Annotated in this window: 16 protein-coding genes and 4 pseudogenes; 5 read left to right on the forward strand and 15 right to left on the reverse strand. The window is 33.9% G+C overall.

All coding sequences use genetic code 11. The features are described from left to right. Positions 1 to 585: 585 nt before the first annotated feature. The 7 genes and pseudogenes from ACFVQC_RS24695 to ACFVQC_RS24725 all read right to left on the reverse strand — a co-directional run bounded on the left by ACFVQC_RS24695 (position 586) and on the right by ACFVQC_RS24725 (position 8,423). Positions 586 to 996 (reverse strand): DUF1878 family protein, encoded by a 411-nt coding sequence (locus ACFVQC_RS24695; RefSeq protein ID WP_085311911.1) that lies wholly within the window; start codon positions 994 to 996, stop codon positions 586 to 588. A 482-nt stretch (positions 997 to 1,478) separates the two neighbouring features. Further along, the gene (locus ACFVQC_RS24700; RefSeq protein WP_377899524.1) at positions 1,479 to 2,516 is read right to left on the reverse strand and encodes a serine hydrolase domain-containing protein; all 1,038 of its coding nucleotides are present in this window, start codon (positions 2,514 to 2,516) and stop codon (positions 1,479 to 1,481) included. 817 nt (positions 2,517 to 3,333) lie between these two features. Then, positions 3,334 to 5,124, reverse strand: coding sequence for a response regulator (locus ACFVQC_RS24705; protein WP_377899491.1), 1,791 nt, complete (start codon positions 5,122 to 5,124; stop codon positions 3,334 to 3,336). A 4-nt stretch (positions 5,125 to 5,128) separates the two neighbouring features. Next, positions 5,129 to 5,719 carry a sensor domain-containing protein gene (locus ACFVQC_RS24710; protein ID WP_002191450.1) on the reverse strand — a complete coding sequence of 197 codons (591 nt, stop codon included), beginning with the start codon at positions 5,717 to 5,719 and terminating at the stop codon, positions 5,129 to 5,131. Positions 5,720 to 5,894: 175 nt separating this feature from the next. Further along, a pseudogene (locus tag ACFVQC_RS24715) lies at positions 5,895 to 6,725 on the reverse strand (IS4 family transposase); the annotation flags it as partial. A gap of 234 nt (positions 6,726 to 6,959) precedes the next feature. After that, positions 6,960 to 8,129: a serine hydrolase domain-containing protein gene (locus ACFVQC_RS24720; protein ID WP_377899493.1), complete on the reverse strand. Its 1,170-nt coding sequence runs from the start codon at positions 8,127 to 8,129 to the stop codon at positions 6,960 to 6,962. A gap of 150 nt (positions 8,130 to 8,279) precedes the next feature. Further along, positions 8,280 to 8,423, reverse strand: coding sequence for a hypothetical protein (locus tag ACFVQC_RS24725; protein ID WP_002191445.1), 144 nt, complete (start codon positions 8,421 to 8,423; stop codon positions 8,280 to 8,282). A 281-nt stretch (positions 8,424 to 8,704) separates the two neighbouring features. Here ACFVQC_RS24725 and ACFVQC_RS24730 point away from each other — a divergent pair, with 281 nt between their 5' ends. Both ACFVQC_RS24730 and ACFVQC_RS24735 read left to right on the forward strand, forming a co-directional pair. Next, positions 8,705 to 10,735: a serine hydrolase domain-containing protein gene (locus ACFVQC_RS24730; RefSeq protein WP_377899494.1), complete on the forward strand. Its 2,031-nt coding sequence runs from the start codon at positions 8,705 to 8,707 to the stop codon at positions 10,733 to 10,735. 524 nt (positions 10,736 to 11,259) lie between these two features. Continuing rightward, positions 11,260 to 12,205 (forward strand): annotated as a pseudogene (locus tag ACFVQC_RS24735) (nucleoside hydrolase). Between the two features lie 204 nt (positions 12,206 to 12,409). Here ACFVQC_RS24735 and ACFVQC_RS24740 read toward each other — a convergent pair. The 3 genes and pseudogenes from ACFVQC_RS24740 to ACFVQC_RS24750 all read right to left on the reverse strand — a co-directional run. Further along, positions 12,410 to 12,958, reverse strand: a pseudogene (locus tag ACFVQC_RS24740) (S-layer homology domain-containing protein); the annotation flags it as partial. A 1,534-nt stretch (positions 12,959 to 14,492) separates the two neighbouring features. Further along, positions 14,493 to 15,104, reverse strand: a complete 612-nt coding sequence (locus ACFVQC_RS24745; RefSeq protein WP_002069075.1) for a GTP pyrophosphokinase — start codon at positions 15,102 to 15,104, stop codon at positions 14,493 to 14,495. Positions 15,105 to 15,230: 126 nt separating this feature from the next. Further along, complete coding sequence (locus ACFVQC_RS24750; protein WP_377899496.1) at positions 15,231 to 16,730, reverse strand: DHA2 family efflux MFS transporter permease subunit; 1,500 nt, start codon at positions 16,728 to 16,730, stop codon at positions 15,231 to 15,233. A 184-nt stretch (positions 16,731 to 16,914) separates the two neighbouring features. On the opposite strand from ACFVQC_RS24750, the gene ACFVQC_RS24755 reads away from it, so the two are divergent. Beyond that, on the forward strand, positions 16,915 to 17,820 hold the full coding sequence (locus tag ACFVQC_RS24755) for a TetR/AcrR family transcriptional regulator (protein ID WP_002151156.1): 906 nt from the start codon (positions 16,915 to 16,917) through the stop codon (positions 17,818 to 17,820). 169 nt (positions 17,821 to 17,989) lie between these two features. Here the strand turns inward: ACFVQC_RS24755 and asnB are convergent, their stop codons facing one another. Continuing rightward, positions 17,990 to 19,813 carry an asparagine synthase (glutamine-hydrolyzing) gene (asnB, locus tag ACFVQC_RS24760; protein ID WP_377899497.1) on the reverse strand — a complete coding sequence of 608 codons (1,824 nt, stop codon included), beginning with the start codon at positions 19,811 to 19,813 and terminating at the stop codon, positions 17,990 to 17,992. 410 nt (positions 19,814 to 20,223) lie between these two features. Here asnB and ACFVQC_RS24765 point away from each other — a divergent pair, with 410 nt between their 5' ends. Further along, positions 20,224 to 20,793: a TetR/AcrR family transcriptional regulator gene (locus ACFVQC_RS24765; protein ID WP_002151152.1), complete on the forward strand. Its 570-nt coding sequence runs from the start codon at positions 20,224 to 20,226 to the stop codon at positions 20,791 to 20,793. A gap of 362 nt (positions 20,794 to 21,155) precedes the next feature. Next, positions 21,156 to 21,251, forward strand: a pseudogene (locus tag ACFVQC_RS24770) (IS6 family transposase); the annotation flags it as partial. A gap of 589 nt (positions 21,252 to 21,840) precedes the next feature. Here the strand turns inward: ACFVQC_RS24770 and ACFVQC_RS24775 are convergent. The 4 genes from ACFVQC_RS24775 to ACFVQC_RS24790 form a co-directional block, all read right to left on the reverse strand. Beyond that, positions 21,841 to 22,293 carry a CBO0543 family protein gene (locus ACFVQC_RS24775; protein WP_002151150.1) on the reverse strand — a complete coding sequence of 151 codons (453 nt, stop codon included), beginning with the start codon at positions 22,291 to 22,293 and terminating at the stop codon, positions 21,841 to 21,843. 463 nt (positions 22,294 to 22,756) lie between these two features. After that, positions 22,757 to 23,194, reverse strand: coding sequence for a GNAT family N-acetyltransferase (locus ACFVQC_RS24780; RefSeq protein ID WP_002151149.1), 438 nt, complete (start codon positions 23,192 to 23,194; stop codon positions 22,757 to 22,759). Positions 23,195 to 23,238: 44 nt separating this feature from the next. Then, complete coding sequence (locus tag ACFVQC_RS24785) at positions 23,239 to 23,610, reverse strand: GNAT family N-acetyltransferase (protein ID WP_377895936.1); 372 nt, start codon at positions 23,608 to 23,610, stop codon at positions 23,239 to 23,241. A 539-nt stretch (positions 23,611 to 24,149) separates the two neighbouring features. Next, on the reverse strand, positions 24,150 to 25,814 hold the full coding sequence (locus tag ACFVQC_RS24790; RefSeq protein WP_377899499.1) for a M4 family metallopeptidase: 1,665 nt from the start codon (positions 25,812 to 25,814) through the stop codon (positions 24,150 to 24,152). Positions 25,815 to 26,223: the final 409 nt, after the last annotated feature.

Consider the following 26,223-nt stretch of genomic DNA (forward strand, 5'->3'; position numbering starts at 1 on the left):
TTAGTTAATTTTTTCGTTTTGGAGAACAACTAATTTCTTAGCTTGATAGGCATGTGGCGGCACCTGTTTAAGGGAAAATCTGGATAAATTCTATTAAATACTATATAATAATAAATGGGAGGGGATAAAAATGCTAGATCAAATCACTTGGGGAACGCCAGCCAGCTTATTATGCTTAGGATTCTTTTTTGCAGGGTTAGGAATCTTCTTAAGAAGTATTACGTCATATACGAAAAATAAATAAAAGTTCAAAAAAACACAAAATTTCCATTTAGGGGATACTTTAAAATCTTAGGTTGATGGGCGATGGGGTACCACCCCATCGCTACCAAGCTAGCAAAACTAAATTTCCTTAAAATGAAAAAATACGCTATTCTTTCTGTAGAATCATAGGAAAGGATAACGCCTTTTTTACTTTATGGATAGTGAAAAACCTTAGCTTTATAGCGATGCCTCATCTAGCCGTTTAATAATTATTTCTGTTACCTTTATATATTTACATAATCAATGTTAGCTGCATTCAATCTATCTAGAATTCTATTAAAATCCCTTTAGAGTATCTGAAGGGGCTTTTTATTTACATAATCAAACTTTATTACTAATTTGTAATTGCTCTAAAAGATAATCACAGACATTCACAAAAATACATTGTTTTTTTAAACTTAATAACAAGTATTTCAATTCAAATTCTTGATAAAAAATCTTAGTGATATATAGTTTAAACTCATCTAAATTAGGTTTTTTGGGGCTGTATAGCATATCTAAAGGAAGTTTAAATTTAGAAAATAAATGATCATTTTGGGCAAAAATCGAAACTTCTTCTCTAGTTAATCGATCATGAAATGCAATTAAAATTTTTCTTAAAGCATTTACTTGTTCTTCTTCAAATTCATAATCTATAACAAATCTATAAAATGGGAATTCATCTGACTGAATCATACTTTGCATAAGTCTAAATTGATATCTTAATAAAGTCACTTCTTTGATTAAATCCATGTTCCTCCTCCTTCATTTCCCTAAATTAACCAGTTTATCATAACAATTTATAACTTGAAATACAAATACTTATGATATATCACCTATACAATTTTTATTAACATAACCTATCATTATCAATAGTCAACGATGTATAAAATTTTCGTTCTGGGGGTAGTTAAAAATATTAGCTTGATAGCGATGGGGTATCACCACATCGCTATCAAGCTAAGAAAAGCAATTTCCCTCAAAACGAAAATTTTGTATTTATTATATCCCTGCATTCTCATTAAATAAAAATGAGAATGCAGGGATACTCGATTTGCACTATTACCGCAACGATAATAGTGATTATCCAGAACATTAAAAATACAAATCTGATTCTAAGGTTATTTCCGTTTGTTTGATTGGATTCTGAGAAAGTGTAAGGTACATACTTTTAAACAATATTAAAAAACGTGGGTAAACCAAATCCAAATACTGTATCCTTCGCTCTATTTTTTTTACTTTTCTAAAACAATTTCTGCTATTTCATGAGCATATTTTTTAGAGTCAAATTCGTCATAGTTACTTAATACCGCAACAGACAAATATTCTTTTGGAAACCTCATGAAGTGTGAACGATAACCTGCCCAGCTTCCTGAATGTTCCAGGTATCGACAATTAAAACCTTCTGCAGCTCTCAGCCCAAAAGCATAATCTTTATTGTCAATAATCGATTCTCCAGTTGGAGAAATTTTCGGACCTATTTCGCTCATTCTTTTAACAAGGTCTTTTCCACCAACGGTACCTATAGTTAAATTCTCTCCCCATTTTACCAGGTCTTCAACTGTTGTATGAACTGCCCCATCCCCTGTATGTTCCCAAGGGCTTTCATAGATTTTATATGTTCCTTGTTCATTCTTCGAATATCCGCTAGCAATTGATATAGTAGTTGGGTAGTAATCCACAATTGTTGTGGCCCTCATATTTAAAGGGTCAAAAATACGCTCCTTTTTAAACTGACATAGAGACTTGCCACTTACTTTCTCTATCACTTGTGATAATAAAAAATATCCTGTATTGCTATACTCAAATTTTGTTCCAACTGGGAACTTTGCAATTTGATGACTTTTAAGGTGTTCTAGCGATTCTTCCACAGTTAATGTATCAGTATATTTAATATTTGCTGCTTCAGCCAATTCCATATAATCAACTAGTCCACCAGTGTGATGAATTAGGTGTCTCAATGTTACAGGTTCAGCATATGCTCCTATAGAAGGAACAAACTTTACAATTGAATCATCTAAATTCAATTTCCCCTCTTGTTCTAAAAGTAATATAGAAAATGCTGTAAATTGTTTAGAAACTGAAGCAATATTAAAAATAATTTTGGTATTTATGGGTAGATTTCCCTCTATAGAAGCTAAGCCAACTGCACCTTTATAAGTTACTCCGCTATCGAAACTAGCAATATATGCAAAGCCAGGAGCTTTTGGCGAAAACTTGTTAAATAATTGTTTAATCGATGTATGTGTCTTTTCATTATATGTATTATTCATCTCAATCACATACCCTTCCTTTAAATGATTAGCAATATATTAACCTGTTATCTTTCTCATATTTAATCCAATTGGACTCCGTATCGGATTATGAAATCCAACAATGGGATGACCATCTTCAGGCTGGTTGCGCAGACCTACTTGGATACTTCAGTTTTGGACTATCTTTTGCATCATTCCAATATATTTTAAATTTTAGAATTAGGTTCCACATTTCACTTCAACTCAAAACGACATATTTTATATTTGACTACAATAAAGCATCATCACACTAATTTCTTTAGTTTCTAAATTCTTCTCTTTTTAGAGGGCTTAAATTTAGTGAGTGCTATTATGCCCGACTTTACGGAAGTACCTCTTTCAATCCCAAAACCACTCATGGCAACGTAATAGATATTTTCGAAATGAGGGAAATAGCATCTAAATCACAGATGTTATTGACCAAAATATCTATTTTACTTTCAGATTTAGGACCGATGTACTAGCGAATATGAAAACTATTTACCAGTCCTCTGTGAAGATAGGTTTTAATAAAATATTCAACTCCCTTATACCTTATACCTTTTCCCGATTTCGGTTATAGTCTACAATTTTTATAGTCATCGACATCTTATTCCATAGTGTTTTACCTTTTCGATATAAAAATCCGAATACCCATTTTAAACAACTAAATTATATTAGACTATATTCACAAAAAATCAGGGGGTTTCCAACTCTTTATTTTTCATTGTAGTTTCAAATGTAGTATTGGGTAGTGATGCCCTGCATTATCTGTAAGTTCCCCCTTGACTTCAGCTAACTAGTTCAAGTGAGAGTGTCAAGAAAGTAATCCTGTATCTTTTGCCTTTTGTACGGCTTCTTCTCGATTTTTAACTCCTAGCTTCTCATAGAGATTGGAGGCGTAATTTCTTACCGTTCCGTTTGACAGGTAAAGTTTCGAAGCTATTGTTTTATAACGGCTTCCTTGTGATAATAGTTCCAAAATCTCTAGTTCTCGTTTCGTTAATCCATACTCTTTTCCATCTGATCGTGATTCAAATGATCCTGTTTCTTCATTTTTCCCCCACATTCTATGGAACAAGTCATGATTAATCATCGTGCCTCCTCGATAGACTAGACGAATTGATTCAGCTAGTTCACGCGAATCTATGGACTTCAATAAATATCCATCCGCACCATTTCGTATGATTTCTTTTGCCCTTTCTGTATTCTGAAAGGTTGACAGAATGAGTACACGAATGTCCGGCCATTTTTCCTTAATCATTTTAGTCGCATGAATTCCATCCAAATTAGGCATCTCTAAATCCATTAATACTACATCTGGTTTTAGTCTTTCACACAATTCCATAGCCCGTTCTCCATCTTCAGCCATTCCCACTACTTGTAAATCCTCCTGTCCATCCAAAATTGTATGAAGACTTTCTCGAATAAATGAATGATCATCGACAATACACATGCGGATTTGTTCATTAGACAGTTGTGCTTGTTTCGGTAAAACACATGAAATTAACGTCCCTTCCCCCTTTTTGGAATAAACAATGACTCTTCCTTGAGACTGACTCACGCGCTCTTTCATTGCAGTTAATCCAAAGCCATCCTTCCACTCTTCTACCCCACAGCCATTATCCTGTACATCCAATCTTATCTGTTGTGGTTCAAAGTGAAGTGACACAATGATTTCTGTGGAATGCCCATGGCGAACAGCATTTGTTAGTGATTCCTGCAAGCTCCGATATAGTGTCATTTTTGATTGTTTGGAGGCCATATACTCTTCCCCTATTATTCGAGTACGTACATTTACTTTTGCATGTTTCTTAAATTCCTCTGTCAATTGTTGTAATGTGACAGCTAAGGGAAGCGATTCTTGCGATAAATCCAATTTATGTAAATACAGTCTTACTTCTTCCATACTGTTACGGGCCAATTGTAATAATGAATCGAGCTGTTGCTCTCCTTCTTTAGACTTTAATTCCATACGTAATGTTTCCATCCCCATAATAATTGAGGTATAGGAATGCCCCATCGTATCGTGTAAGTCTTTTGAGAGCCTATCACGTTCCTCGAGTAATGTAATCCGCTCAACTTGGGATACGTATTGTTCCAATACATGTTTCTGGTTCCGAATAGTTTCACTTTGACGGTAATTAATAGCCAGTAAACGAAAGAAAGAGCCCATAGCAAAAGCTAAACTGAGTTGTAGGATGATTACCCATAAATCTGTTACTTTGGAAAATATCGCAATGAGCAACGGGAACAAAATAATTGTGATAGGACCCGACCAGCGGTAAGATTTATGAGCGCTATTTGCCGCAATCATAAAAGTTGGCATTAAAAAAGTAAGATACGCTGACGGAAATAATAAAGTTAAATAGAAACACACTCCGCCAAATAATATTATTTCAGTAAACAAATAATAGCGATAACTGAACATTAAACAAATCCAAGGTACTGAAAATGAAACGATTTCCCAAAGAATTATGATCCAAAGTGGTACTGTCAAATGATCTTGTCGTTGGATAGTCGTTGATATCAATGATAGCCAAATAATAAAACGTATACAAAGTAAGGCCCAATCATACCAGAACCATAGTTTCAAAGTCTTAAACAAATTATCACTCCTTTATAGCTTTAAACATGGAATGCGTGTACATTCCAATAATTCGAACTAAGCAGTTTCCAATAAGATTATGTATCCAGATGAAAATGAAACCAACAATCATGACAAAAATTGCTGTCTCCCATGAATTCACAGCAATGCCCAATAAGTATATATTAAAATATCGAAAAAGTAAGGGTGTAACGATACATACTAGCGGCATTACATACAGTAAAACAGCACATATAAGGCTCATTATTCCGACAAAAAATTTCTGCATGAGCCAAAAAATAGCCCTCCAGTTGCTATTATTAAGGATTGTATCTCTCGCTTTAATCCATTTATCTCCCTCCTCTTTTTTTCTTGGTTCGAATAACTCTATCGATATATCTGCATAAACCTTCGTCTGAATACGTTCATACTGAACAAACGTGTGAGTTGTTTGTAGCACCCAAGCCAACAAGGGAATACCCAAAAAGATAATCGTCATTACTAATGCAAATGTAATGCTGACCAGATAGAAACAAAAGTAAAAGAATCCGGATACAAAGGTAAATAGCAAGAAATAAAAATCTTGCAAAGTTTTTTGAGCTGATGCTTTCGTCATTAAAATCTCTCCTCCTCATTCATTGCTAATGCGTTAAAAGCTACTTTTTGATTCTAAGTATTTTTCTGTCACATACGGTAGTGTCAAAGTGTCATGGTTTGTATGACATAACTATCAATACAGCCTTAGCCCACTCAATTTTTGTTATCCTTTATAAATATGACAAAAGTTCATTATCAATCATTCCTACATAAGCATCAGCTATTTCACATGTTTGTCCTGGTTGAAGGGAGTTCATTAACGTCTCCATATCTATCCGTATATACTCTGTACCTTTCTTAATTCTTCCATCTTGAAAATAGTCAGGGTTAGGATTTTTTTGATAAATACATGTATTCGACTTGATACGAGAGATATAGTAGGCCTCCTTATCTTGTATATATTGAAAGTCTTTTAAATGAAAATAACCTAAATCTTGGATAAATAAATCATTCGCTGTCACAGTTTGGGCACACAGAGAGCCGTAAGTGCGATCATGTTGTTTACCTGGACATGTATGAATATGTAGGAACTGCCCACTTAACAAATCATACTCAAGTTGAATTTTTATCCCAGCTGTATGGCTGCATCATCCTGCACCTGGATAAACCGATGAAAATACATCCGGGAGTTGAAATGCAGTTGAACCTAAAGTACGAATACGCTTGAAAACAGAAGTGTATGGAGAAGAAATCGGCATAGATGTGGCCAATTTTTTGTTTAGTAGTTCGGCTAGTAGGCGTTGTAAGAGTTGGACGGTCGCCTCATTAAATCGTTGATTCAGTCCCTCAGGACTGATAAGTACTTCTGTTGATGCTTCTAAACAGCTAGATAACTGAGTTAAAGAAGTCATAGCTATATTTTGGCTCAACCATACACATAAAGCGACTAAATCTTTTGCCTGATACTTACTAGTTCGTTGTACAAAACCAACATCTCTAGCAAGATTCCGTAAGGTATTTGAAGATAAAAAACTTTGAATCTCTTGAGCAAATAGTTGTAATTCGTCAGACACAGAAACAGACATAAAAAACACCATCCTTTCCTATGATTCTACAGAAAGAATAGCGTATTTTTTCATTATAGGGGGGCATTTCTTTTTATTAACTTGATAGCGATAGGGTACCGCCGCATGTCCATCAAATTAAGAACTTGCTTTACCCCCAAAATTTTTTTCAGAGTAAATTTTTTTTTTTGAACCAGAAAGGTATATTTTTAACTATAAAAACTATGACAAAATTTATCCGGTTTTCCTTTTTGCCTACTTGCTAAATTCAGCAAGTAAAATATTTTTATAAGGATCAGGACTGTTAGCGCTACGCATACTGTTCAAACTGACGGCCAACGTATGCTTACCGCCAAGTGTACCTCCAGCAAAAGTGCTAAATCCTGGAATGTCACCCGAGTGTCCCCATATCGTGACACCGCTTTGAAGCTTAGTTTCATAGATTCCAAGACCATATCTCCCGATTTCAGCTCTTCCTGTAGGAACTGTAGTAAGCATTTGTTTTAGCTGCTGTTCTTTCAGTAATTTGCCACCGAGCAAGTAAGAAAAGAATTTGTTTAAGTCGTCAGCAGTAGAAATCATCTCTCCAGCCGAGCTACCTATACTTGGATTAAAATAAGTAACGTCTTTTAGCTCATTTGCTTCGTCTGGTTGGACATATCCACGGGCATGCTTAGTGCCTGGAATTACGCTTGAATTACCAGGTAGGAATGTATTCGACAATTCAAGCGGTTCAATAATCCTATTTTCAATCTCCTCCGCATAACTGTTTCCGGTTACTTTTTCAATAAGGATACCTAGTAATACGTATCCTGTGTTTGAATAAGACCAGCCCTTTCCTGGGGCAGAGTCTGGCGGCATCGAAAGTCCAATCTTCACTAGCTCTTCAGCGGTATACAATCTTTTTGTACGCGTAAAATCAGCTTCTTTTGATCCTGAGTATTCAGCGATACCACTTGTATGGTTCAACATCTGACGGATAGTAATCTGTTTAGCATCATATCCATTTCCTTGAATGATACCAGGTAACCATTTTTCAATGGAGTCGTCTAGATTCAGGCGGTTCTCTCCAGCTAATTGAAGTAAAACCGTCGCGATGAACGTCTTCGTCACACTACCAATGCGAAAGCGAAAATCTGTTTTCATTGGTTTCTTGTTGCTAAGATCCGCTACCCCAGCGGCATAAGCCCACGTTTTTCCACCCTCAGAAGTTTTAGCAAGTATCCCCGGGAATCCAAGTTGCAATGTATCCCGTATTGCTTGCTTGACGGCAGTACGATCTCGTTGAGTACTTGTTTGTAACGAACTAGATACACTTTGAGTAGGCTCTGCTTTTACAATTGAGGTTGGCGTTGTGTATAACAGGGAACTTCCAGCTATTAAAAGGGCAAGACTTGCAAATGTAATTTGGCTACGTGTTTTCATAAGGTATTCCTCTTCTCTATTTATATTGTATAGTTAGTTGCTTGCTGTTTCGTATTAACCACACAGCTATTATCTCCACCAATGACAAAAGATCAAAATTGAATTCGTAATCATATTCATAATTATTATTTTTACAAACGCCATTCTGTCCTAAGTAAGTCCCTCTTTTTCCATATGTATGTTAACCCTAGAAATTACTTCTTTTCCTTGAAACACTCTTGTTACTGGTTTGTTTTTCATAAATAGGTCATACCTGTTTCCCCTTTCACGCCTCTTTATATTTTTATCATACACAATGAAAATCTCCCCTCCTCATTTATTGTTAATGCGTTAAAAACTGCTCTTTGATACTAAGTGTTTTTCTGTCACATACGGTAGTGTCAAAATGTCATGATTTCTATGACATAGCTATTAATATAGCCGTATCCCACTCAATTTTTGTTGTTCTTTATAAATATGACAAAAGTTCACTATCGACTATGACTCGCCGCTTGCTACACTCTGTTCATACGCTAACGAGCCGCTAACTCGTTGTGCTAACAAAAAATTTCAATTAAATAAAGGAGCGTACAAAAATGAAACAAGCAATTAACAAACTGGGGATCGTTACAATTCTTCTTTCTTCTTCAACCATGATTTCTGCATGTTCCCAACAATCATTAGAAGCAGAAAAATCAAAACCAGCGGCATCCACGACTAATATCCAAATGACGAAAGGACTCAATAATAAAAAAGAAATAGAATCTTTTGCTGATCCGTTATTTGAAGAAAAAATGAAGAAGTACAATGTGAACGGTTCTAGTTTTGTCGTCGTTCATGATGGAAAGGTCGTTGTCAATAAAGGGTATGGATATGCCGATAAAGAAAAGAAAATCCCCGTTACTAAGGACACGGTCTTTCAAATTGGTTCCGTCTCGAAAACTTTTACTGCTTTGGCTGTGATGCAGCAAGTCGATAAAGGAAAGCTTAAACTAGATCAAGACGTACAAAAATATCTTGGTGGATTACAAATACCTAATCAAACAGGGAAATCTCTTACCCTGTTTGATATGCTCACTTATACCAGCGGGGTAGATTTTCCCGATCTCACGAATATAACCGGACCTGAATACGTTCATAATAGTATACCAATGAAAGAATTTTTCTCTAATCATATGCCAACTGTGGTACGGCCACCGGGTGAAGTTTATACGTATGACAACGTCTCATTTGCGCTCGCAGGGTTTGCAGTAGAGAATGTTACTAACAGCCCTTTCTCGAAATATATGGAAAAGAATATTTTCAAACCATTAGATATGAAATCTACAAGCATGAGCTTTACGCCTGACCTTCTCGAAAGAATGGCTACACATTACGGTCCCACTGGCGATCCGATTCCAACAAGTGGGAGCGGTTTAAGGGATACACCACAAGGAGGCATTTTATCTACTGCGGAAGACATGTCAAAATACATGATTATGCAACTACAGAAAGGAAAGTTTAAAGACAAAGAAATTGTAAGTAAAAAAAGCATGGATATGATGCATGACTATCAAGTTTTTGATGATAAGACGACTCCTGTTGCGACAATTGGATTTGAAACGCCTTTTAATAAATTTGCTAACGGTCAACACGTTGTAATAAAAGGGGGAAGCATGCCTGGACATCAATCAATGCTGATTTTAGTGCCTGAACAAAAAACAGCATTTTTCATGTCTTACAATAATGATTCAGTGATGAGTATAGACATATATGAAACTCTCATGGATCACTATTTCCCTGCTAAGAAGAATGAAGTAAAAACAAGTTATCTCCCTTTAGAGGAAAAAGAAGCTCATAAATACTTGGGCTTATTCCAAAATACGCGTTTCGCTGCAATGCGCACTCATTTTAATTATGAAAATGGGAATTTGGTTATGGAGGGTGGTACAACGGGAAAACAAGTTCTCAAAATGATTCATCCGTTGTTATTTGAAGATTCGGAAGGCAACAAGGTTGCTTTCAAAAAGAATTCGGCTGGAGAAATCGCATATTTTCACTACAACTCTCCTAAAAGCCTTGATTTTATAGCAGATGCCCAGAGAATTAACAACAAACCACCTTTTGATGACGTTCCACAAAAGAGTAACTATAGAAGTCACATTGATAATCTTCATGCCCTAAATATTATGGGTGCTAAAACAGGTAATCTATTCAATCCGATGGACACCATGACACAAGGAGAATTTGCGGATACGTTGTTACTTGCTCATGGATGGAACGGTTTTCCAGACGAATCCAAGGAGGCAAGGGAAAAAATTATGAATGGAATTCCAGAGTATAACCGTGCTACTCCGATTACCCGACAGGTCGCAGCAACCATGATTCAAAACGTAAAGCAAATTCAAGACTTGAAAACGATTCAACCTGATAAAGCTATTAAAGTTAAATTACTTGATGCCGCAGATGACTGGGCAGTCCAATCGATTCAGGTACTTGCCTCCCAAGGAATTCTTGACCCTGATACTTCCATCAATGCTGACGGATCCTTTATGTTCCGTCCGAAAGATCTGTTACTACGTCAAGAAGCAAGTGCCTTGCTGGATTTAGCTTTTGGCTATTATGCACTACCTAACAAACGGCAGTAGATATTTTATCTTAGATTGAATCATGAAAAAATTGGATGCTGATGAGAAACCAACATCCGGCTAAAATAATACAAAAAATTCTACTTTATAAGATCTTTATGAAAACAGAAAAGATTCTAAAGATAATACGATACATCTTAAGTTTTTGCATTTAAAGAAGGAACCTATTATGAAATATGATAGGTTCCTATTTTGTTATTTAGGGGGAATCATACTTACCCATCAAGCTAAAAAAAGCAAATACCTAAAACGAGAAAATTTGCATTTCTAGATTGCAATATACATTTTTTGGTTTTTGGGGCCATTTGATGAGCATTGAATATCAGAAAAAACGCGTTAAGATCAGTATTTATATACTATTTCGTTTCATACAAAAGGAATTTGTTCATTATTAACGAAAGTGTATGTTAACTAAATGCATTCGATCATACACAGTACTATAAAAAGGCATGGGGACAATCTCATAGCACGATATGTAATTATAATCCGTTTCAGAAGCTTGTAAAATTAAGGAGAAATATTGTATGGGGATAAGAGTATTGTTCTTTGGAGATTTTGGAATTGACGATGCGATAGCTATCATATATGCACATTTAACAGTTAAAGTTGATGTTATAGGAATTGTTGCAGACTACGGGAACGTACCTCAAGCTGAAGTTGTTAGAAATGTTCGCTTTTTACTTAAAAGTGTAGGAAAAGAATATATAAAAGTTTTTGGTGGGGCGGAGCATTCCATGTCTTCAGAAGCTGAAACTTTTTATCCAGAAGTTCACGGTAAATTTGGGATAGGGCCCATTCACCCAGGACTAAGGCTTCAAACATTTGAGAATTTTTTTTGAGGTTCTCGCACTTATTAAGCAGTATAAAAATGAACTTATTATCGTGAATACCGGAAGGCTAACTTCACTTGCAACTTTATTTCTCCTTTATGGAGATGTGATGGAATATGTACATTCTTATTATATTATGGGAGGAGCTTTTCTATATCCAGGAAATGTTACTCCCATTGCAGAAGCTAAATTTTATGGTGATCCTGTAGCGACCAATATTGTAATGAGATACGCAAAGAATCTATCAATTTATCCTTTGAATGTTACACAATCGGCTATCGTAACACCAGAAATGGTCAATTATATTCAATCTAAAGGAAAAACTAAGTTTTTAAAGCCTCTTTTAGACTATTACTATTATCAATTTTATCAAAAAAAAGTTCCTGGAATACAAGGTAGCCCGGTTCATGATGCGCTCACTTTGATTGCGATTAATCGTGATGATATTTTTACGTACCATCAATCAGCAGTGACTGTTAATGTACTTGATACTGTATGAGGGCAAAGTATAGGAGATTTTAGATTTACTTTTGAACCAGAAACATTCGGTAATCGTCCAAAACATAGGATTGCAATACAAATGAATTATGAACAGTTTTTTAAGGAGTGTATGACTGTAACGACTGGCGACCTATTTTAGTGAATACCCTTGTCCATCAAGCTAAGAAAAGCAAATACCCCCAAACGAGAAAATTGACATGTCCAGATGAAAATGTACAATTTTTTGTTTTAGGGGCGTTATAAAGTTTTTAAGTTGATGTGGGGTATCACCAATTAAATTTTTACGAGCAGTAATACGCCCTTATAATGATGATATATTAAACCACTCAACTTCATTTTCTTTTTATTGATGGGATTGCGCATTTGAAATTGCATTATATAAAAACTGTGCATACTGTTCACGTGTTACGTTCATATCCGGAGCAAATTCCCCTTCTCCAACTCCTACTGCAATATGGTTCGATTGCACGGCACTAATCGCATCTTTTGCCCATGAATTTGCTGGAATATCGTTAAAATTATGCGGCGCCTTTACATCTAATCTAAATGCTTTCTTAATAACTTGTGCCATTTCTGCACGTGTTAATGTAGCTTTCGGTCTAAAGTTTCCTTGATCATCTCCTTGAAAAATTCCTAGCTTAGTTAAAGCTAATATTTCCTCAGGAAACATTGTTGAATTTCCATCGATATCTCTGTATGGATTTTCATATTTATCTTGTTTTTCTATATGCAAAGTACGGTAAATTAATGCAGCTACTTGTTCACGTGTTACATTATCACCCATACTAAATATCCCATTTCCATAACCTGCAATAATTCCTTTACTCGCTAAATCATGAATTGCATGAAATGCCCAGTGTTCTTGTGGGACATCCTTAAATGTAGTTCTATTTACTCCTGCATCGATTTGCAAATCATTTTTTATTACATCCCATTTTATTTTTTCTGTTCCTAATTCATAATTCTAATGGTGTGGGGTGTATATTTCTCCGTAAAAGTAACTTATTTTCATCTTTTTAAACAATTTATTATATTATTTTCATCTAATTAGGCACAGAAACAATTTAAAAATTCTTACTACTTTTTTAGGAAAAACGTTTTTAGGGTACATTTTAAAATAGCTCTTTTTCTTTAAAATGTTTCTGTGCTTAATATTTAAAATATCTTATGTCAAAATTCCCCGCAACTAATATGTTAAATGATTTATAATTATATATAATATGGAATATTATAGTTAAATATTCCATATTATAATCTATTAAATATAGCGTATTTAACTTATTATGAATTGATTTGTTAGTCTAAGTATGAATTATTAAGTATGTTTTGTTTATAATTGTCACAATATAATTTTATATTCGACGTTTTAATTACTTATAGAACATTTACATATGTTATAACTGTTATTTATGAGATAAAGAATCTCTTTACATATAAGATTTACTTAATTTAGATTTTTTCTCTCTCAATCATTTTGTCGAAAAAAGTCGGATTTTTATATTTTTTCTTTATTTTTTATTGTAAACGTTTTATTTTCGTGTTACCATCTTAATCAAACAATAGATAGTAACAAACTTAAAATATTTCTTTCCATTAGACACATATAAACGTTCGGTAACAACATGAAAATATGGCCAAAGAAAAATGAACTACATGTTAAAATATTCAATGGGATTTTTACCACCTAATTTTTCTGTTAATTCAGAATTTACACCTTTAACATTTTGTCCCTAAACAAAATTTACATTTTAGCGTGGAAAACCCAAAAAACTAAATCACCCACCCAAATTAATAAATGAAATGTCTGTTTATATCTAGTAATAAGTCATGAGAAAATGATTTCTTCCCTAAGAAAACTGAGCCAATTAATAAAAAGCATCTAAATTACTATCTATTGTTGATTACATATTTACCAACTATAAAAAAGAACCTACTGAAGGTTCTTTTTTATTTTAACGAATTCCCCGAAATAATTCTCCTTCCTCAAGCGTGTGAAGGGCGTAGCCCAACGGTAGGTGGGAGATGAATTTCGGTTTGGCATAGCCAAAAACTTTTGATAAACTAGCTATATGAAGTTCTTTGATAACTTGATATATGAGGTTGCAGGAAGAAAATAGAGTGCGAAAACCAAGCCATTCGGTTCCTGCGTAAAATATCAACCGTACCAAAAGAGCGTCCAAGCGTTGGACATCTAGGGATGGAACACCCCGAAGTAACGCTCTGGGAGACAAAAGGGTACTTTCGTCGTGGAACTGAGAAGCTCCCACTTCAAGCTTTGCTAAGTGGCGAGTAGTTCACTCATTAATATTTCAATTATTGATAATCATTGGTGTTGAATCTTTATCTCTTCAGCTTCAATCAAGTATTTTCATCCTTTTTTATAAAAAATTGTTTCATGCGATCCTATTTATTCTTAACATGCCTCTTTAACCTTTCAAACCTTCCACTCTTACATGAATGTCCCTCATCTTTTCATCCAAAGATTTTGCAGTTTTGGCCGCGTCTATAAGCTCTTGCTCCAGATAGAAAGGGATTTTTTTGTCATACTTATAATAAATTTTATGTTCTAGGCTAGCCCAAAAATCCATCGCTAAGGTTCGAAGCTGTATTTCAACATAAACAGTCTCTACTTTTTGGGATAGTGTTACAGGTATTTGTACAATTACATGTAAACTCTGATACCCATTTGATTTTGGATTTTCAATATAGTCTTTCACCTGTACAATTTTAATATCATTTCGTTTGGATAGCTGAGAATATATATCATAAATGTCATTTACAAAAGAACAAATGATTCTCATACCTGCAATATCATACAACTGTTCTCTTGAGTTTGACATTGTAGGAGAAATTCCTTTTCTATCAAGTTTTAGTTGAATACTTTCGAATGATTTAAGTCTCGTCTTAATATGCTCAATTTGATTATGGTTTTTTAAATACTTTGCTTCTTCAGCTATTATATTAATTTTGGTTGTCATTTCATCTAAAGCAAACTTATATGGTAGTAAAAATTGACCCCATTTTCTTACATCTTCCATGTTAATCCCCCTCTTATTTCAACTTTTCACATGTATTGTTCAATTGAATCAATCACATTAAAAACGTTCATCAGATAGACAGAAAGAAGATGCCTTAACTCTAAAAATTCTTCATTTTTTAAACAACTAATTTATGTTCTCAAGTCGATCATCTACTTGATTTGAAATTGGAACTGTTGTTCTTTTAAGAAAGAACGATAGAATAAATGCTACACCAGCAATAACAGCTGATACTAAAAATGCATCATTGATTCCTGAAATAGTTGCTTCCATGGAGATGTGCTGCTGTATTTTTGCTAAGGCTTCACCAGTAGGTGCATTTGTTAGCTTATTTATAGCATTAGACATCATTTCTTCTACATGTATTGCTGTTCGATTAGACATAATTGTAACGAGTAGGCTACCACCGATTGCTCCTGAAACCTGTTGAATCGTACTATTCATTGCTGTTCCGTGTGGTGTAAATTCTGGTGGTAATTGATTTAAACCATTCGTCATAATCGGCATCATAACCATTGAGATACCAAGCATACGAGTTGCATATAACACAACTAAATGTGTATACCCAGTGGATCCCGTTAGTTGACTAAATAAAAATGTTGTAACGATTACAATAGCTAAGCCAATAAACGCCAACAATTTCGGACCATATTTATCGAATAATTTTCCTGTAATAGGCATCATAATCCCCATGATTAATGCGCCAGGTAACATTAGTAAACCAGAATCCATTGCGGAAATACCACGGATATTTTGTAAATAAATCGGTAATAACAGCATGGCAGAGAACATCGCCATGTTTAAAGCCACTGAAATAATTGACGATAAAGCAAACATTGGGTATTTATATACTCTAAAGTCGAGCATAGGCTCATCAAGATTAAATTGACGAACAATTAACCCTACCAACGATGCTAGTCCAATAATAATGGTTAAATAAACATTATGTGCACTCCATCCACTGTTACCAGCAGAGCTGAATCCATATAAAATACCACCAAAAGCCAAGGCTGATAAGACAACCGATAATCCATCAATACTGTCATTGCTTTTTTCTTTGTGATCATGTAATTTAAAGTATCCCAAAATCCAGACTAAAGCCATTATAGGAGCCATCATTAAGAAAAGTACCGGCCAATCATAATGTTGGATAACCCACCCCGATAATGTTGGTCCAATAGCAGGTGCAAAAATCATTACTAAACCAAAAAGCCCCATTGCTGATCCACGTTTTTCAGGTGGAAATGTTGTATATAAAACATTCATTAGTAGTGGCATAATTAAAGCCGCTCCTGAAGCTTGAATCATACGAGCCGAAAGTAAGACTGAAAAACTTGTTGCAAATCCACCTATTAATGTACCAATTGTAAACAACCCCATAGAGGTTAAAAATAATCGTCTAGCCGTATATTTTTTTATTAAAAATGCAGTAGTGGGAATTAAAATTCCATTTACTAGCATATATCCTGTCGATAACCATTGTACGGTTGAAGCACTCACATCAAAATCCTTCATGATAGATGGTAAAGCTATATTAAGCAATGTATTACTTAATAACGCTACAAATGCTCCTATCATTAAAATCGCTAATAAGCTAAAAGAAGCTTTTGTTTGTTTTTCTTTCATGTATATGCCCCCTCTGTACTATCGGTTTATTTTTATACCTCAAGTCCAACAAGGTTAATGATATCTCATTAGCAATTAATTATCAACAAAAATGTACCGATTGTCCAAAATTGTACTAGTTGCATTTTATTTGTTACAATATATTTATTAATATAAGAGCATTACCTCTAAAGGAGCTTAGAATATGAATAAGAAGAAAAGAGACGTTTTAGATAAAGCACATGAGCTATTTATAGAACAGGGATATCACGCGACATCTATTCAAGATATTTTAAATCATAGCAATATTTCCAAAGGTTCTTTTTATAATTATTTTTCTTCCAAAGGAGAACTATTCAAAGCTGTATTTAAACTTATCCAAGAAGAGATGCAAGTGGAAAGAGACAAATTACTTATTGGAGAAGATTGTAAAGATATTGCTATCTATATAGAACAAGTCAGCCTCATGATGGAACTTAATAAAAAAAACAAGTTAATGCAATTAATTGAAGATGTGCTTGTATCAAACGATCCAGATCTCATACAATTTATTAAGCAGTCTAAATACTTATTTTTAAGTTGGGTGTATAAACGCTTTACAAATATTTTCCCCGAGGATAAATCAAATTATTTAGTGGATTGTGCGGTTATTTTCATAGGTATGATGCAGAATATTCTTCATACCAATAATGCATGGAATCAAACAATTACCATAAAGCAAATTGTTACTTATTGTATGGATCGGATAATTATCATTTTGGAAGATATTAGTGAAAAGAGCATTCAATTATTTACACCCGCATATATAAATGAATTTTTACCTCAATCAGATTATAATGATTTTTTTAACAATGAATTTTCAATTGCTACGCTAAACTTAAAAAAAGTGATTGAGAAAAAAAATGGTTTCGAAAAGCAGAAAATGACAACATGTTTAAACCTGTTGTACTTTATTCAAGAAGAGATTATGTATAATAAAGCAGATTCAAGAAAATTTTTAATTGAAAGTGCTTTAACAACTTTAAAAAATAGTCCAGAAATCAATGCCACTCAGGAATATATACAATATGAACAAATTTTAGGGAAAATGGACTATTTTCCGATTACATAAAACGTGTTTTTTTAGTTAGGGCCTTTTGCTTTTGGTAATGAGTTTTAAAACTGGTTTTTGAGCGTATTTCTTTCAGTTCCGTTAAATCGATACATAAGAAACCCCCACCTCAGGTCTATACTTAGGTGGGGGAGTATTCATCTACACTCTATATTTGAAGTTACAGCCATTATACTAATTTAATATTATATTCCTGAAGCCAACTATTAACTTGAAGTAGATAATCTATTAGACCTCGTGCATCATTACCAGAAATAACTTTGTCTTTTCCTTCTGCAATAGTACGAACTCTTTCTACATTAATTAGCGGCAAAATTGGTGATTGAGAATCGTTCAACACATTGAGCATCCAATTACTAATCCCTTGTAAATAAGAAGCATCCTTTGTACTTGGATATGCACTTTTTTTGCGATAACATACATCCTCAGGAAGTATAGTTTGAAAAGCTCGACGTAAAATACCTTTTTCAATATTGTCTATACTTTTCATTTCGAATGGGACATTCCATAAGTATTCTACAAGCCGATAGTCGCAAAACGGAACTCGTACTTCAAAACCATTCATCATACTTGTACGGTCTTTACGTTCTAGCATAAATGGCAAGAAACGTGTAATAAACATATAAGACATTCGACGTTGCTTCATTTGCAGATCATTTTCGCCTTCTAAAAAGGGAATCTCACTAACTGCCTCTTGGAATTTTTGTTTATGATATTTTTCAGGACTAATCTTCGCTTTAAGATCTTCTGATAAAATGTCTGTACTATACCATAAGTTAACACTCCAAGGGAACACTTCTGCATCTAAAAACTGTTCTTGATGGAACCATGGGTATCCTGAGAAAACCTCATCAGCCGATTCTCCTGAGAGCGCGACTGTTGCGTCCTTTTTCATTTCCTTAAATAACAAATAAAGAGACGTTTCTAGTTCCCCAACTCCAGGTAGATCACGTGCTCGCATTGGAGCTAATAAATGCTCTATTAACTTATCTGATCCCAACTCTATAGAGTGGTGTTTTGTTCCAACATATTCAGCCACACGTTTCACCCAAGGTTCATCGCGATCAAAACGAAGGAAATCTTGTTCAAAGTCTTTTTCATCATTCGTAAAGGTAAGAGAATATGTATGAAGACGTTTCCCTTTATTCCCAAATTCATTTCCTGCTAAACCTGTTAGACCACTTGAATCTAGCCCTCCAGAAAGCATAGATACCACTGGTTTATCAGCAATTAACTGTCGTTTAACCGTATCTTGTAAAATGGAGCGGATTGTTGTGACTGTCGTATCAATATCATCTATATGTCTTTTACTTTCAAGTTTCCAATACTGTTTTGTATTCGAACCGTTGGACGTAAACGTCATATAATGACCAGCACGCACTTCATGTATGTCTTTAAAAATAGCATGACCAGGAGTACGTGTTGGCCCAAGACAAAATATTTCAGAAAGTCCTTCTTTATCTACTTCTGCTTCTACAAGTGGATGCGAGAGTAAAACTTTTAGTTCTGAACCAAAGAGAATTGCACTTCCACGTTGAGCGAAAAATAAAGGCTTCACACCCAGATGATCACGACCAAGCATCAATTTTCCAAACCTTTCATCCCAAATACCAAAAGCAAAAATTCCATTTAAGTGTTGCACACAATCTTCTTGCCATTCTAAGTAAGCATGTAGTAATACTTCTGTATCTGACTTAGTCTGAAATTCATGACCTTTCTCCTCAAGTTCTTTACGTAATTCTTGATAGTTATAGATTTCTCCATTGAACGTAAGGCCAATCGTATCATTTCCATCTTTATACAGCATAGGTTGAAGGCCACCTTCAGGATCAATGACGATGAGACGTCGATGACCCAATGCCGCTCGTTTTGAAAACCAAAACCCCTCTGCATCAGGTCCTCGGTGAATAATAGCATCTGTCATTTTTTTTAACGTTTCTTGTTGATCTGAAAGGTCTTTAGACCAGTCTATCCATCCTGCAATTCCACACATAGTGTCTACCTTCTCTCAAATAGTATAGAAATCGACTAAAACCAAGCATTGGTCGATTTCCCACAAAAAAATCCGACTAAAAATACATTTTAGTCATGTTTATATAATAAAATGAATTGAATAAAAAATCAAATTATTCACCCAAAAAAGAATTTTTCACCTCCCTTCACCTGAATTCTAAACATTCAATTAAAAAAATACTATTCCAAACTTTCATTTTTATCTTCAGCGTATAAAATTCTATTTCTTCATGGCATACTCTGGGTATACTTAAGTGAGTAGCATAGGAATAATATATGATATTCTATAACAAGCAAATAGGGGATTTTCTATTAGAAGCTACAAGTAGAATGATAGCGAATTTAATTAAAGAAAGCTTCGCTAAATATTTCAAGGATAGGGTGTAGACAATGATAAAATTAGAAAAAGAAAATAAAAAGATAAAAATTATTCAATCAGCCACAATACTTTTTTCTACGCGTGGTGTCCGCAGCACAACGGTTGACGAAATTGCAAAGAAAGCTAAAATTGGTAAAGGTACTATTTATTATTACTATACAGATAAAACTGAAATATTGCGTGACTGCTATATGCGTTATATTCAGCTTACACGCTCACAATTATTTAATTTATATAAAGAAGAAAAAGATGTTTTACTTCGAATACAAAGGGTCCTTCATCATATTAGTACAGAATACCATCAAGATCCTTTTGTCTCTACACTCTTTCAAGAATATAAAGAGTACCGTTCGCCTGAAATTACAGCTTGTTTTAAAGAATCTGAAGAAGAGGCAATTAAAATGATAAGTCATTTACTTGAAAAAGGTTATCAGCAAGGAGTTCTGCATAACCTACCGTTACCGCTAACAGCTTTTATGTTAGTACGAATGATTTTTGACTATGAACAGGATTATATAAAAAGTGAGAAAAGCGATAAAGAATTTTTACAATTACTAAAGCATATGCTTCTTAAAAACTAGTTTTACCAGCATAAAAAAACAACAAAATAGAAAATGTTAATTTAGCCAAGTGAACGATAACGTGTGTGATTCTAGTTTTAAAAGAGTGTTGATAATTGTATTGTGGGCAATAAGAATAGGAAATGTGAACTCCCCCCTTTTAGTAGCTCTTACGTGCTTACTTGAAGCAGGACTTCTTGGTTAGTCATTACTTTTGATAGCTAACGAATTCACCTAAGATATCTGGGTTATGTTCACGATTTATTTGTGAATTTAATACAAAAAAGGAATCCTTATAATAAGGGTTCTGGTGTGAAAATTCCAACACGCTTGTAAGTAGCCTCCTAAACTTGGACATACTGATACTAGTACTCTAAAAAAGGATGCATATAATTAAAAAAGGCCAACTTATTTTACAGGACAAGTCTGTCCAAAATGAAATGAAGTTTTTTCATCAACTATTCGGAATGGCTGCATAAGAATAGATTCCATTAGGAATCTATATACCTCTTTCAAATAAAGGACATCCAACCTTCTTTATATTCTTCATGTATATTACCATTTAGATTAGCCAGCTCCTTCAATTGGAATAGGTAATGCAGGGATATCAAATTTAATATCTGGAGGACGTCGATTCGAATCTAATCGATATTTTCCGAAGTGGTTCACATGAATTGTTAAATACGGAACTCAAATCAGACAATACTTCCGCATCCAATTTAGAGGAACTAAAAAATCCGATTTCTGAATTATTTAGAAATCGGATTTTTATTGACAAGATTTACTCATAGGGGCTGTTTAGTCTTTGGTTATTTTATTTTAGATTATCTGTATAAATCCATTGAGATTGTTACTTTGGATATTTCTGATACCCACTCTTTCATTTCTATTCCAAAAAAGTATATTTATCTAAAATCAATAACGAAAGTATACATTCAAAACACAATAAATAAAGAGGTTTAAATTTATGAACAAAAAAGAAAAACCTAGATCCATGCTAGCTTTTTTACATAATTTTCGTTATCGGCAATCAAAAATATTCGATTTCTATTATGTTTCCTTCAAAATTTAGCTAATGACTTGTAACTTTCTTAAATAGAGGTAATACCAGTACACCCACATATAAGGGATGATATAGGAGAAAAATGTCCAAACAATATTCCAACCGTTACCATATACGACCTTCCCGCTTAAAACTAATGTCATTTCAAGAGAAGTAGTAAATAGCGATATGAAAAAGACCATCAAGTACGGTCTTTTGGTTTTCTTTATAAAGAATATCAAGTAACTTGCCAAAATCGGATAAAGTCCTATATTGAAAGGTAAGCTAGACAAAGTTTTTTGACTAAGGAAAGGGGCAATTCTCCAAAAACCACAATAAAAGCCGAATTCATTTACAACAAAAGCAACAACACAAAAAAATGAGCCAATCAGAGGTATAATCATTCTATCTTTTTTGTAAAGATGACAAATTCCAACAGACCAAGGTAACACAAATGCAATTAGAATATTAAATAGCATTTTGACTCTACCTTCCTTTCCTTATAACCATCTTCACCTTACTCCTTATAATTTAAACTAAAAAAATTTTCCAAACCAACGCAATATGATAAGTACAATCAACTGAATTATGATTAAATTATAAGACTGCTTAACTTTTATTTTGTTTTCAAAAATATATCCCATATACAAATTTACTTTATATAACCCCACTTATCAGAAGTACAAAAAAGCTAGCCTTATGCTAGCTTTTCTTACAATTATAATTATCCATAAGTAAATAATATTATTGTTGATTTTCTTTTTCTTTTTCACCTACAACCCAAGCTAGTAATAAAATCGAGCTAGTTGCTAAGAATGCTGTGAAAACTCCCATTAATCATTTCTCCTTTTATAAACAGAATTAATCATATTACACCATAATAATTACAACGACTTACCCTATATAATTTTTGTTATTATAAAATCAATTATCGGTAGTTCATTATGTACAGGTTAAACTCATTGAAATCTGCCGATCTACAAAGCCAAATTCTTTATATAGTTCCCTTGCAAAGTTCTTTGCATGAACATTTAAGCGTATTTCTTTATGTCCTTTTAAAGATAATTCGTCTATCCCTGCCTTCATCAATTTCTTTGAAAGGTTTTGACCACGATACTCTGGTAAAACGTATAATTCGTAAATAAATCCTACATTTTCTTGCGAAAAATAATCTTTACCACTTCCAATTAGAATCCATCCCTTTAAGTCGTCATCTTCTTTAAGTACTAGGTAGTATGCTCCTTGTTCTAATGCTGTTTGTACAATCTCTTTTACTCGTTTTTGTGTAGGTTTAAAGGTCTTAGACGTTCCTTCATATAGAGCATTATCTGATTTTGCTAAAATTTCTTCTAGATCATTTTTACTAGCTTGTTTAAGCATATTTTTCCCCCTTTGTTTACATAGTTACCGAATATGGAAGTAATTTAATCTAAATATTCTTCTGCTAAAGCTGGATTTAAATACTGTGCCATAGCTGTTTTCATATCCCTGAATCCTGATTTACAATAAAATTCTTCATTACCAGTGGTTGAAACAAGATGAATACAAGAAATATCTTTGAGTTGATCGAGTAAGCTGCTCATAATCTGTTTGCCTATTCCTTTACTGTGATAATTCTTATGAATGACAACGTCGTATATAGCAGCATTAAATATGCCATCAGACATAGCTCTTCCAAAACCAATGATTTTATTTTGGTTATAGGCAATTGCTAGTATGTTACTAGCAGTAAATACCTGTTTTATTTTATCTTCATCATGTTTTCTCCAACCTACAGAATGATAAACCTCTTTCATTTGAGTCCAGTCCATATTGTCTAAGTTAGTATGAATCTTAATTTCTATATACTTACTCCTTTTCTTCTTATATATTAATGTTAAGTATTAATTCAATGCTGAGAAAGAAACTCCTTTATTGTGTAACTCCTAGTTAACACAACCAATCATTATTGGCACCCTTCCTAACTTTAAAAAAAGAGGGATTTTTCATAAAAAAGGTAAAGTTAAACATTATGTAGATTATAGCACCTCTAATTTAAAATTAGATTCAATTCAAACAATGAATAATACAAAATAAAAAAAGTGGATTCATAATCAAAAAAGCATCTAATGTATATTAGATGCTTTAGTTCTATAAAAATATATGAATAAAAGTGTTCTTATTTTTTAAAAATTAACTAGAATTGTATTGTGTTACTATAACCATTATGTTGTCATAGTTCATTGTTACCTATGTTTCTAACTAACACTTTTACACTAGAACCCCCTTTTTAGAGTCATACTATCAGTATGTTCAAGTTTAGGAGATTACTTGCAAGAGCTGCACCAGAACCAAATCATTTAACACCAACAGCATCAAATGCTTTGTTTACAGTGGTAACCTCAGCCGATTGTGTTCCATATAAATCTGCGGCTGACTGTACAAGGGCTTGTCTTGTCTGAGAGAATGTTGCCGATTCTGTGAGATATTGAGTGTTTGCGCGATAAAATATTTTACCCATTTTATCTTTACCAATACCGTTCACAGTTACTCCATAATGAGTACCGCCCTCTGCAACAAGATACGCTGCTTTATTGATGATCCCACTATTTGTGTGTACTAATGTGCTTTGATCCTTTCCTGTATAACGTTTAGAATAATGGTCTGGATCACCGTATTGTGTTGGATCACTCATAGAACGAAGGGCTTGTCCCGATTGGAAGAATAAATCTTCTCCAATTAGATAATCGGGATTTGAGTTATTATAATATTCGATCAATGTCCCGAAAATATCTGACATTGATTCATTAAGTGCACCAGATTCATTCTGATAAATTAAGTTGGATGAAGATTCTGTTACTGCATGTGTTAGTTCATGACCAACAGCATCAATTGCGGCTGTAAATGAACGTGTTGATCCATCCCCATCTCCATAAACCATTTGTTTTAGGTCTGGATCCCAAAATGCGTTTTCATACTGTTTTCCAAAATGAACAGATGAAACAATTTTGGCCCCATTTCCGTCATAGGAATCTCTTCCCTGAACATTTTTATAATAATCATATACAATTCCGGCATAAGTATGAGCATCCACAGCTGCCTGTGCATTTTTGCTTGTAAAACTGTTAGTGCTATTACTTAAAAGGACACCTGGGAGAAACGAAGTGTCATCCTCACTTCCTTGACTTTGTGCATCGTACGTATAAACTCCCTTTCCGCGGGTCTGATCTACTAAATAAAAAGTATTATTAGATTGTAAGAGATTCAACTTTTTTGTATTTCCAAATGAATCTTTTCCTGTTCCCGTTGTTGTTGTCCCAATAATATTTTTTTTGGTGCTTGCTGTATGTAAAACTTCAATATGATCTAAGATTTTTCCAGTCTCTGCTTCTACAAAATAATCATGGTTACCTGGTTGTGGAGATAAAAACCCTAAATGAACATGATATGCATAGGATACTGTGTCATTTTTTGCATATACTACAAGTTCAGATGTCGGTTTTACATCATAGTTTGGTTTAAAACCTAGTTCCTTTTCAGCAATAGACACTGCCTCATCGGCAGAGACTTTTTGATTTGGTTGTTGTAATTTTTTATCTAAATCAGGAATCACGGTTCCAGAAAAAACGGTTAATACTCCCTTATTATCAACATGTGCAACTTGTGTAGATCCCCATACTGGAACACCACTATATGTTTGTTGTAATCGAACAACTTTTGCACCCAACTTGTCATCTTCTTGTTTCTTTACAGTGAATGATTCTTTAGCACTTTTTGTACCTAGTTTATATTTGTCCTTATTTTCATCAACATATCGAAATACTACATCCTCAGTTTTTGTTGAAGATGGTGTAGTCAGCTGTCCAGAAATAAATTCTGGAGACTTGATGACCTCATTATACTTCTCTGTAGACAGCACATTACTTGATGTAGCGGCATAGCTATGTGTCGGTAAACTAATTGATGTAGCAATAACACCAGCTGACAATAAAACTGCTAGACTTTGTTTCTTTGTTTTCATATTTTATTCTCCTTTGTTTTTACACCCTGTTTTAAACAGAATATTTATATTTTTTGAAAATTATATTTTTATATATAGATTCTGTAAAGGTAGGAGATTGTAATAAATGGGAAATAATTCATATTATTTATACCTATTTACTTATAATTCTGGTTGTACAAGACCTTAAAGTGTTGAGTTTTCTAGGTTTTCATAATGAATATGCAATTTCGCATATCGGATAAATTTTAATTGGGAATCGTTGTCCATCCTCCGAAAAAGGGGTACGGCAACGATTACTTCTTTTTGGATCCACTTACAAAACTAAAACAAGAAGCTGTATATAAAAGGGGGCATCATACACGCCCATCAAGCTAAAATTTATAAGAATAACCCCTTACTACTTCAAAAGTAAGGGGTTATTCTACCG

Source organism: Bacillus sp. NPDC057893 (genome assembly GCF_042796455.1).
GTDB lineage: Bacteria > Bacillota > Bacilli > Bacillales > Bacillaceae_G > Bacillus_A.

Bases quoted from the DNA above. Each gene is read 5' to 3' on its own strand.
- ACFVQC_RS24720 (WP_377899493.1), bottom strand. From the start codon at position 8,129: ATGAAAACACGTAGCCAAATTACATTTGCAAGTCTTGCCCTTTTAATA.
- ACFVQC_RS24765 (WP_002151152.1), top strand. From the start codon at position 20,224: ATGATAAAATTAGAAAAAGAAAATAAAAAGATAAAAATTATTCAATCA.
- ACFVQC_RS24710 (WP_002191450.1), bottom strand. From the start codon at position 5,719: ATGACGAAAGCATCAGCTCAAAAAACTTTGCAAGATTTTTATTTCTTG.
- ACFVQC_RS24750 (WP_377899496.1), bottom strand. From the start codon at position 16,730: ATGAAAGAAAAACAAACAAAAGCTTCTTTTAGCTTATTAGCGATTTTA.
- ACFVQC_RS24695 (WP_085311911.1), bottom strand. From the start codon at position 996: ATGGATTTAATCAAAGAAGTGACTTTATTAAGATATCAATTTAGACTT.
- ACFVQC_RS24745 (WP_002069075.1), bottom strand. From the start codon at position 15,104: ATGGAAGATGTAAGAAAATGGGGTCAATTTTTACTACCATATAAGTTT.
- ACFVQC_RS24790 (WP_377899499.1), bottom strand. From the start codon at position 25,814: ATGAAAACAAAGAAACAAAGTCTAGCAGTTTTATTGTCAGCTGGTGTT.
- ACFVQC_RS24755 (WP_002151156.1), top strand. From the start codon at position 16,915: ATGAATAAGAAGAAAAGAGACGTTTTAGATAAAGCACATGAGCTATTT.
- ACFVQC_RS24730 (WP_377899494.1), top strand. From the start codon at position 8,705: ATGAAACAAGCAATTAACAAACTGGGGATCGTTACAATTCTTCTTTCT.
- ACFVQC_RS24775 (WP_002151150.1), bottom strand. From the start codon at position 22,293: ATGCTATTTAATATTCTAATTGCATTTGTGTTACCTTGGTCTGTTGGA.
- ACFVQC_RS24785 (WP_377895936.1), bottom strand. From the start codon at position 23,610: ATGAAAGAGGTTTATCATTCTGTAGGTTGGAGAAAACATGATGAAGAT.
- asnB (WP_377899497.1), bottom strand. From the start codon at position 19,813: ATGTGTGGAATTGCAGGATGGATAGACTGGTCTAAAGACCTTTCAGAT.
- ACFVQC_RS24780 (WP_002151149.1), bottom strand. From the start codon at position 23,194: ATGCTTAAACAAGCTAGTAAAAATGATCTAGAAGAAATTTTAGCAAAA.
- ACFVQC_RS24700 (WP_377899524.1), bottom strand. From the start codon at position 2,516: ATGAATAATACATATAATGAAAAGACACATACATCGATTAAACAATTA.